The organism is Rhizobacter sp. P3_C12 (assembly GCF_056402735.1).
Genome location: NZ_JBFUGW010000277.1, coordinates 1 through 7968 on the forward strand (window position 1 = coordinate 1; position 7968 = coordinate 7968).

Here is a 7968-nt window from a genome sequence, read left to right on the forward strand (position 1 = left end):
CAGCAGGCCAGCGCCACGAGCATCACGGACGCATACCTGAACAGGGCGAAGCGGCCGAACGCCACGAGGGGCGGCAGGGGGGGGCAGCGGCAGCAGGGGCGGGGGGTGGGCTCGCATACGACCTTGCTCACTTCGAGTTGTCCACAAAGTGTAGGAAGCCTTGCCGGCGATTCGCTCAGGCGAAACCCACGGAGGACATGTGTCCGTACCCCCGCGAGCGTGGGGGACGGCATCGACGCGATTCGTCAATCCGGGGCGGGCACGATGCCTGCATGCTGCCACCCATCGCGCAACAGATCTTCCGGATGCATCCAGATGTGCCAGCTTCTCGGCATGAACTGCAACAGCCAGGCCTCGATCACGTTCTCGTTCACCGGTTTCCGGCAACGCGGCGGGCGCACCTCGCACCATGTGGACGGTTGGGGCGTCGGCTTCTATGAACCGGGCGGCTGCCGGGTCTTCCACGACGACCAGCCGGCCAGCGAATCGCCATTGGCGGCGTTCCTCGGCGACTACCCGATTCCGTCGGCCATCGTCATCTCGCACCTGCGCCGCGCGACGCAGGGCGTGCGTTCGCTGGCCAATTGCCACCCGTTCCAGCGCGAGTGGATGGGGCAGCCGTGGCTGTTCTCGCACAACGGCGACCTGCGCGGCTTCGACCCCGTGCTCACCGGCCCGTACCGCCCGATCGGCGGCACCGACAGCGAGCGCGCGTTCTGCTGGCTGATGCAGGAGCTGCGCGCGCAGTTCGCCGACCGCGTGCGGCCGGTCGGCTGGGCCGAGCTCGCGCCGCAGATCGCGCTGCTCGCCGAGCGCCTCGCGCGCCATGGCAACTTCAACTTCCTGCTGTCCAACGGCGAAGCATTGTTCGCCCACTGTTCCAGCAAGCTCTACCTGCTGCAGCGCCAGCACCCGTTCCCGACCGCGCGGCTGCTCGATTGCGACATCAGCCTGGACCTCGGCCGCCTGAACGGTGTCGACGACCGCATGGCGCTGGTGGCCACCGAGCCGCTGACCGACGCCGAGCCGTGGGTGCGGCTGGCCACCGGCGAGATGCGCGTGTTCGTCGGCGGCGAGACCGTGTGGCGCCAGGTCGATCCGCGCACCCAGGCCTTTGCGCCGGCCGATGAGCGCGAAATGGTGACTGCCGGCTGAGAATCGGTCACCCGAGTGTTGCATTTCATACAGCGTTTGTATGATGCGGCACATGGCCACCGGGATCACCGCCAAGGATGTCTGGGCTGCGTGCGACGCGCTGCTGCTCGCCGGCGAGCGCCCGACGATCGAACGGGTGCGCCGCCAGCTGGGCCGCGGCTCGCCGAACACCGTCAGCCCCTTGCTGGACGACTGGTACCAGCACCTCGGCGGGCGCCTGAAGGACCCCGGCGCCTTCGGCGTGCCGCCCGACGTGCCCGAGCCGGTGATGCAGGCGGCACGCCATTTCTGGCAGGTGGCGCAGGCCGAGGCCCGGCGCGACGTCGACCAGCGTGTCTTCGACGAACGACTGCGCGAGGCGATGGCCGCCGCGGTGGCCAATGTCGAGGCCGAGAAGGAGCGGGCGGCGATCGCCGACGCCGCCGCGTTCGAGGCCGCCGGCAAGGCGGTGCGGCTGCAGGCCGAGCTGGCGCGGCGCGATGCGGCGCTGGCCGAGGCTCACAAGCGCATCGACGAGCTGGGCCGCGAGCTCACTTCCCGAACAGGCCCTTCACCATCCCGCCCAGGCCCTTGACCATGCCGGACAGGCTGACCCCGAGGCTCTCGGCCATGCCGGAGGCGATGCGGGTCGCCAGGTTCTCGTTCAGCGAGAAGGCCGGGTCATCGAGGCGCCCCTCGAGCGTGAACTTCACCTCGAGCTTGCCGTTCTTCGACATCGCCGCGAGCACGGCCTGGCGCGGCACGCCGGCGAAGGTGGAGAGCGCACCGTCGCTCGCGAACTCGACACCGGTCAGCGTCAGCTTGCCGGGCGCCTTCAGCTGGTTGCCGACGACGCCCGCGCGCAGGTCGAGGTCGAGCGTGCCGCGCTTGATGCCCTTGTCGGCCACCTTCAGCAGGTAGGGCTGCAGCGTGACGAGGTCGACATCGTTGAAGCGGGCGCGGATGTCGGCGTCGTGCGACGCGACGGTGTAGTCGCCGTCGATGCGGATGCGGCCGTCGCGCTGCACGCCCTTGAACACGCCGTCGAGCTGCACCTGCAGCGGCTTGTCGAGCTGCGGCAGCACCAGCGGGCCGACGTCGGCATCGACCTGGTCGAGGGTCAGGCGCAGCGCCGGCTGGCGCACCGAGCTGTCGAAGAACTCCACCTGCGCGGCGTCGAGCGCGACCTGGCCGATGATCAACAACGGCTTGGCCTGCGGGTCGGGTCTGGCGGCGGACGACGTGGCGGATGACGCGGGCTTGGTCTTGTCCTGCGGCTTTTCCAGCAGCGACGGCAGCACCCGGGTCTTGCCGTCTCGGGTGCGCAGCACGGCCAGGTAAGCGCCCTCGACGCGCACCTGCGCAATGCGCCACGGCCCGCCGAACAGGCTGCGCGGGTCGGGCGTGATGCGCACGCGGCTGGCGCGCAGCTCGTCGGCCACTGGCCAGCCGGCCGGGCCCTGGATGCGCAGGTCGAGCACGTCGATGCCGGTCCAGCCGGGGCGGATCGCGCCGATGCTGGCACGCGGGCCGAGGGCCAGCGCCACCTCGGCCTGCAGCTGGCGGGTCGCGACCTGCAGCGCGATGACAGCGAGCAGGAGCAGGCCGAGGACGATCGCGCCGGCCAAGGCGAGGCGGCGCTGGGTGCGGGTGAGGTTCTGGAGCGGGGTGATCATGGGCGGGCGCCATGCTACCCGGGTTGGGTCGGCGCAGTCCGCGCAGTCAGCGTGTCAGGGGCTCGCCGGCTTCTTCGTCGGGGGGATGGCGATCGAAGCGCCAGCCGCCATAGAGCGCCGCGCCGGCCGTCAGCACGTTGGCGGCCATCTGCTCCCAGGCTTCGTAGCTCCACGCGTGGTACATCCACAGCGCCGAGATCGCGAGCATCGAGTACCGCAGCGTGCGCCCGGTCATGTAGAACATCGCATAGGTCGACCACAGCGAGGCGGCGATCAGGAACAGCGTGCCCCAGCCGTTCCAGGTCAGCAGGCCGGTGGCCACCGTCAGGACGCCGAAGGCGGCCAGGCCGAGGCTGCGTGCGCCGGCGCCGTGCTGCAGCGTGGCGGCCGAGGTGGCGGTGCGGCCGGCGCTGACCAGGTTCAGCGCCGCCGCGGTGTGGGCCCCGATCAGCACGTTGTTGAGCGCCCACAGCAGGCCGGCGAAACCGGATTGCAGCCGCAGCGATTTTTCGCAGCGGCGCAGCATCGCGAAGGCGTTCATGGCCAGCGCGGCGAGGCCGGTGGCGTGGATCAGCAGGTCGTCGGTCGGCATGGTGGTGCCGACAGTCTCGGGCGGGAGGTCTCCGGGCAGTCCCCGGAATCGAGCCGGGATGACGGCGCTTCTCACCGGCGGCGGACGTTGGGGGGCCGGGTAGGTAGGATGTCGCATGACTCGACCGACACCCCCGCAGACCGTCCTCGTGACCGGCTTCGAGCCGTTCGGCGGCGAAACGATCAATCCTTCATGGGAGGCGGCGCGTGCGCTGGACGGCGAACGCCTCGGCGGCGCGGTGTTCGCGGCCCGCCGCCTGCCCTGCGTGGTCGACGATGCCGGGCCGGTGCTGATCGATGCGATCGAGGAACTGAACCCGGCGCTGGTGCTGTGCCTGGGCCTGGCCGGCGGGCGCACCGATGTGTCGATCGAACGCGTCGCGATCAACATCGTCGATGCGCGCATCCCCGACAACGCCGGCCGGCAGCCGGTCGACGAGCCGGTGGTGGAGGGCGCACCGGCCGCGTACTTCTCGACGCTGCCGATCAAGGCGATGCTGCGCGCGCTGCACGACGACGGCATCCCGGCGTCGATCTCGTCGACGGCCGGCACCTACGTGTGCAACGCGGTGTTCTACGCGCTGTCGCACTACATCGCGACCGAGCGCCCGGCGCTGCGTGGCGGCTTCATCCACGTGCCCTGGCTGCCGGCGATGGCGATACGGCATGCGGGCGCGCCGAGCCTCGCGCTCGATGCGGTGGTGGAGGCCGTGCGGGTGATGGCGGTGACGGCGCTGGGCGTCGAGCGCGACATCCGCCTCGCAGCCGGCACGACCCACTGAAACGCGCATTGAAAACGCGCACGGATCAGGGCGGCAGCATGCCCTTGCTGCGCAGCGTCTGCCGGCCTTCCTCGCTGGCCAGGCTCTTCAGGAACTCGGCCGCCGCCGCCCGGTGCGTGCTGGCCGCGCCCAGCGCGCCGGCATAGGTCGTGTAGTTCTGGATCTCGGGCGGCAGCATGCCGACCAGGTCGACGCCGGCCACCGGCAGGATCTCGCTGACCTGCTGGATCGCGAGGTCCGCCTCGCCGCTGACCAGCTTCTCGGCCGACAGCCCGCCGGCCACCAGCACCGCCTTCGGCCGCACCACCTGCGCGACGCCGAGTTTCTCGAACAGGCCGTCGAGGTAGATGCCGCTGGTGCCGCCCGACGCGGKATCGATGTAGGCGATCTTGCGCACGTCGATCAGCGCGTGCCTGAACTCCTCGACGGTGCCGATCGCCGGCTTCGGCGCGCCGGCCTTCACTGCGACGCCGATCCCCACCTTGGCGAGCGGCGCGATGCTGTCGGACAGCACCTTGCCGTCCTTGGCCAGCGGCTGCAGCGCCGCCGGTGTCAGGACGAGCAGGTCGAAGGCCTCGCCGCCGGCCACGCGCTTCGCGAGCGCGCCGGCGGTGTCGTTCGCGACCTCGACCTGGTGGCCGGTGCGCGCCTCGAAGGCCGGCACCATCGCGACGACGACCTGCTTGAACGCGCCGCTGGTCAGCACCTTCACGGTGTCGGCGGTGGCCGGGGCGGCACCGAACACGAGCAGCGCCAGCGCGATGGATGAGAGGGACTGGTGCATCACAAGACCTCCTGGAGAACGCAAGGTCCGAAGTGTGCCCCGATCGGCGTGCCAACCTGTGTCAGCGTGCCGGGCGCTTGACCACCGCGCCCGCCTTGCACGCGGTGGCGTCGAACTGCGTCGTGCCGGCGGCACCCGGGCCGCCGCCGAAGCCCGCCGCCGGCGTCCATTCGTTGACCAGCGGGTAGCCGCTGCTGCCGAGGTCGGCCACGCGGATCGCGCTCAGCTTCGCCTGCCACTTCGAGCCGAACGGCGTGTTGAACAGCTGCAGCTTCGCCAGCCCGCCATGCCCGGTCGGCAGGTTGACGGCGTAGGTGCCGAAGTTGTCGCCGCTCAGCACGTCTTTCGCGCTCGGCCGCACGTCGCCGTCCATCACGTGGTAGCCCATCGACAGCAGGTTGCGCAGCACCGTGCCGTCGGCATAGGTCGCGACCAGCGTGTAGTCGCAGCCGTTGTAGACGCAGTAGTAGCCGCCCCAGGCGCCGGGTGCGCTGCCGAGCGTCAGGTCCAGGTCGGCCTGCACCGTCGGGTCGAGCTGCTTGGGCAGGTTGCCGGTCCAGGCCGGCGTCACGACCATGCCGCTCGCGGTCGGCGACAGGTTGAAGTGCGACACCGTGCCGATCACCGTCTGCACCTGCTGCCCGGTCTTCAGCACGTCGGTGCCGATGCGGGCGCGGTCGCTGGCCGAGAGCTTCTCGAAGGCGCCGGTGCCGCGGTTCCAGCGCTTGTAGCCGCCGTCGTAGCTGTCGTCGCGGAACACCTTGTCGAGGAAGCCTTCCTGCATCTGCGCCGCCTGGTAGTCGGAGAACGCGTTCCAGCGGTAGGTCTTGCCGTCGCGGTCRTCGTCGCCGCCGGACATCGGCGTGCGCTGGAAGCAGGTGCCGTCGACGGTGCGGCCGTCGCACGACTGGCCGCTGTACTCGAGCGTCGTCAGCAGCTGGTTCTTGATGGCGTCGTAGCCCCAGGTGGAGCCGCTCTTGGTGCCCATCGGGTACGGGTAGTCGCCGGCATCGGCCGCGGCGTCGGCATGCGGCAGGCCGTAGGCGTGGCCCATCTCGTGGTTGAAGATGGCCGAGTAGACCGGGTCGGGCCGGTAGTCGCCGCCGGAGGTGCCGACCCCGCCGCCGCCGAGGCCGCCGCCGGTCGATGCGGCGACCTGCCGGCCGCCGTCCACCGTCTGCACGAAGCCGTAGAAGCCGGCTGCGAAGTTGCCGTCGCGGTTCGCGGCGGGACCCCGCATGTCGCTGAGCAGCCGGTAGATGCGGGCATTGGTGTCGCCGCCGGCGGCCTTGAAGTCGGCCCACGAGCCGAAGCTCATCGCCGGGTGGCAGAACTGGTCGTCGTTGCGGGCCGGCACGGCCAGCTGGTCGACCGTGACGGCACCGGTCGTCACCTGCGCGAGGGCCGCGACCGGCAGCTTCTGCTGGTACTCCTGGTCGAGCGTGTAGCCGTTGGTCGAGGCCGAAGACAGCGCCCAGTCCGGCACCACCGACTGCGCGGCGCGCGCGCCGAACAGGTAGACCGGAATCGTCACGTGCGTCAGCGTGGTGGCCGGCGTGACGCTCAGCGCCACGCTGCGCGGCGACGAGAAATCGCCCTGGCCGAGCTCGAGCGTCGCGCCGATCTGGATCCACTCGCGCGGCAGCAGCGCGCTGTACTTGACGGCGGAATAGGCCGGGCGGCCGCCGTCGGTGGCGGGCAGCTTCGCCGGCGCGTTCATCGCCAGCGGGCCGAGCGTGCGGCCGTCGGCCAGCTTCGCGCGCACCACCAGCGATGTCACGTTCGCGGCCGGTTGCACCATCAGCAGCGCCGCGCGGTCGGCCACCAGCTGCAGGCGCTTGGTGACCTTGTTTTTCACGTCGTTGGCCGACTGCATGCCGCGGCCGGTGGGCGGGATGACGTGGGTCTGCGCGAGTTCGACGCTGGTGAGCGCCGGGGTCGGCGTGGGGGCCGGGGCCGGAGCGGGCGAGGGCGCCGGAGCGGGCGATGGGGCCGGCGAAGGCGACGGTGCGGGTGCCGGAGCAGGTGCGGGAGCCGGTGCTGGCGAGGGCGAGGGCGTCGATGCCGGCGGCGAACCGGCTGGCGTGTCCCCGTCGTCCTTGCCTCCGCAGGCGGCGAGCGCGACGGCGGTGAACAGCAAGGCGATGTGGGTCGTCGTGGACAGGGGCAGGCGCTTCATGCTTCGGTGGGGTCGGGTTGCAGCGCCGCGATGATCCGCGAAGTTCCATGAAAGCGCATTCATGGCGTTTCACCTTTTCTGCTTTTACACCCGCTTGCAAAGCCGGCGTGTCATCAAGCCGTGTTCTCATCGCGGGTTGCCCGCGTGCATGACAGGAATCAGAGGAGAAGTGCCCATGCCGATCACCTACGGCGCCCAGCAGAACGGCCTGCTCTGCGGCTACCGCTTCTCGCCGACCRAATGCGGCGAGCCGATCGATCTCGCCCAGGCCGTCGAGTGGCTGAAGCAGCCGGCCGGCGATGCCTTCATCTGGCTGCACTTCGACCTCACGTCGGCCACCTCGCAGGCCTGGATGCAGGCCAACCTGCCGCTTGCGCCGGAGTTCTTCGAGGCGCTGCAGCAGGGTTCGCGCTCGACGCGCATCGAGGACGCGCAGGACAACCTGATCGCAGTCGTCAACGACGTGGCCTATGAATTCGCGTTCGACCCGTCGGAGATCGCGACGCTGTGGATGAGCGTCGACGCGCGGCTGGCCGTCAGCGCGCGGGCGCACCCGCTGCGCTCGATCGACCGGCTGCGCGAGGCGGTGAAGCAGGGCGTGCGCTTCGGCTCGTCGGTCGACCTGCTGAACCACCTGCTCGAGGACCAGGGCGACGTGCTGGTGCGCATCGTGCGCGAGGCCACGCTGAWGGTCGACAGCATCGAGGACAGCCTGCTGCGCGGCCGCCTCGACCGCCGGCGCGCCGAGCTCGGCCAGCTGCGCCGCGTGCTGGTGCGGCTGCAGCGCCTGCTGGCGCCCGAGCCGGGCGCGCTGTTCCGGCT

At 70.8% G+C, this 7968-nt stretch carries 8 protein-coding genes; 4 read left to right on the forward strand and 4 right to left on the reverse strand.

Features of this window, described 5'->3' with window-relative positions:
• Positions 1–315 precede the first annotated feature (315 nt).
• On the forward strand, positions 316–1155 hold the full coding sequence (locus tag AC1DXV_RS28150; RefSeq protein WP_477870576.1) for a class II glutamine amidotransferase: 840 nt from the start codon (positions 316–318) through the stop codon (positions 1153–1155).
• Positions 1156–1207: 52 nt separating this feature from the next.
• Positions 1208–1729 carry a DNA-binding protein gene (locus tag AC1DXV_RS28155; protein WP_477936703.1) on the forward strand — a complete coding sequence of 174 codons (522 nt, stop codon included), beginning with the start codon at positions 1208–1210 and terminating at the stop codon, positions 1727–1729.
• On the opposite strand, the gene AC1DXV_RS28160 is transcribed toward AC1DXV_RS28155, so the two are convergent.
• Positions 1686–2810 (reverse strand): DUF748 domain-containing protein, encoded by a 1125-nt coding sequence (locus tag AC1DXV_RS28160; RefSeq protein WP_477870580.1) that lies wholly within the window; start codon positions 2808–2810, stop codon positions 1686–1688. The genes AC1DXV_RS28155 and AC1DXV_RS28160 overlap by 44 nt on opposite strands.
• A 46-nt stretch (positions 2811–2856) precedes the next feature.
• Positions 2857–3402 carry a YgjV family protein gene (locus AC1DXV_RS28165; protein WP_477936705.1) on the reverse strand — a complete coding sequence of 182 codons (546 nt, stop codon included), beginning with the start codon at positions 3400–3402 and terminating at the stop codon, positions 2857–2859.
• Positions 3403–3517: 115 nt separating this feature from the next.
• Between AC1DXV_RS28165 and pcp the strand changes: the two genes are divergently transcribed.
• Positions 3518–4183: a pyroglutamyl-peptidase I gene (gene pcp / locus AC1DXV_RS28170; RefSeq protein WP_477936707.1), complete on the forward strand. Its 666-nt coding sequence runs from the start codon at positions 3518–3520 to the stop codon at positions 4181–4183.
• Between the two features lie 25 nt (positions 4184–4208).
• On the opposite strand, the gene AC1DXV_RS28175 is transcribed toward pcp, so the two are convergent.
• Positions 4209–4967 carry a substrate-binding domain-containing protein gene (locus tag AC1DXV_RS28175; RefSeq protein WP_477936709.1) on the reverse strand — a complete coding sequence of 253 codons (759 nt, stop codon included), beginning with the start codon at positions 4965–4967 and terminating at the stop codon, positions 4209–4211.
• A gap of 61 nt (positions 4968–5028) precedes the next feature.
• Positions 5029–7146 (reverse strand): M66 family metalloprotease, encoded by a 2118-nt coding sequence (locus tag AC1DXV_RS28180; protein WP_477871757.1) that lies wholly within the window; start codon positions 7144–7146, stop codon positions 5029–5031.
• A gap of 175 nt (positions 7147–7321) precedes the next feature.
• Here AC1DXV_RS28180 and AC1DXV_RS28185 point away from each other — a divergent pair.
• The coding region (locus AC1DXV_RS28185; protein WP_477936711.1) for a CorA family divalent cation transporter at positions 7322–7968 on the forward strand (647 nt) is incomplete at its 3' end.

What these genes read in the sequence shown, in the direction of transcription:
- pcp (WP_477936707.1), top strand. Translation starts at nt 3,518, where the DNA reads ATGACTCGACCGACACCCCCGCAGACCGTCCTCGTGACCGGCTTCGAG.
- AC1DXV_RS28155 (WP_477936703.1), top strand. Translation starts at nt 1,208, where the DNA reads ATGGCCACCGGGATCACCGCCAAGGATGTCTGGGCTGCGTGCGACGCG.
- AC1DXV_RS28150 (WP_477870576.1), top strand. Translation starts at nt 316, where the DNA reads ATGTGCCAGCTTCTCGGCATGAACTGCAACAGCCAGGCCTCGATCACG.
- AC1DXV_RS28165 (WP_477936705.1), bottom strand. Translation starts at nt 3,402, where the DNA reads ATGCCGACCGACGACCTGCTGATCCACGCCACCGGCCTCGCCGCGCTG.
- AC1DXV_RS28160 (WP_477870580.1), bottom strand. Translation starts at nt 2,810, where the DNA reads ATGATCACCCCGCTCCAGAACCTCACCCGCACCCAGCGCCGCCTCGCC.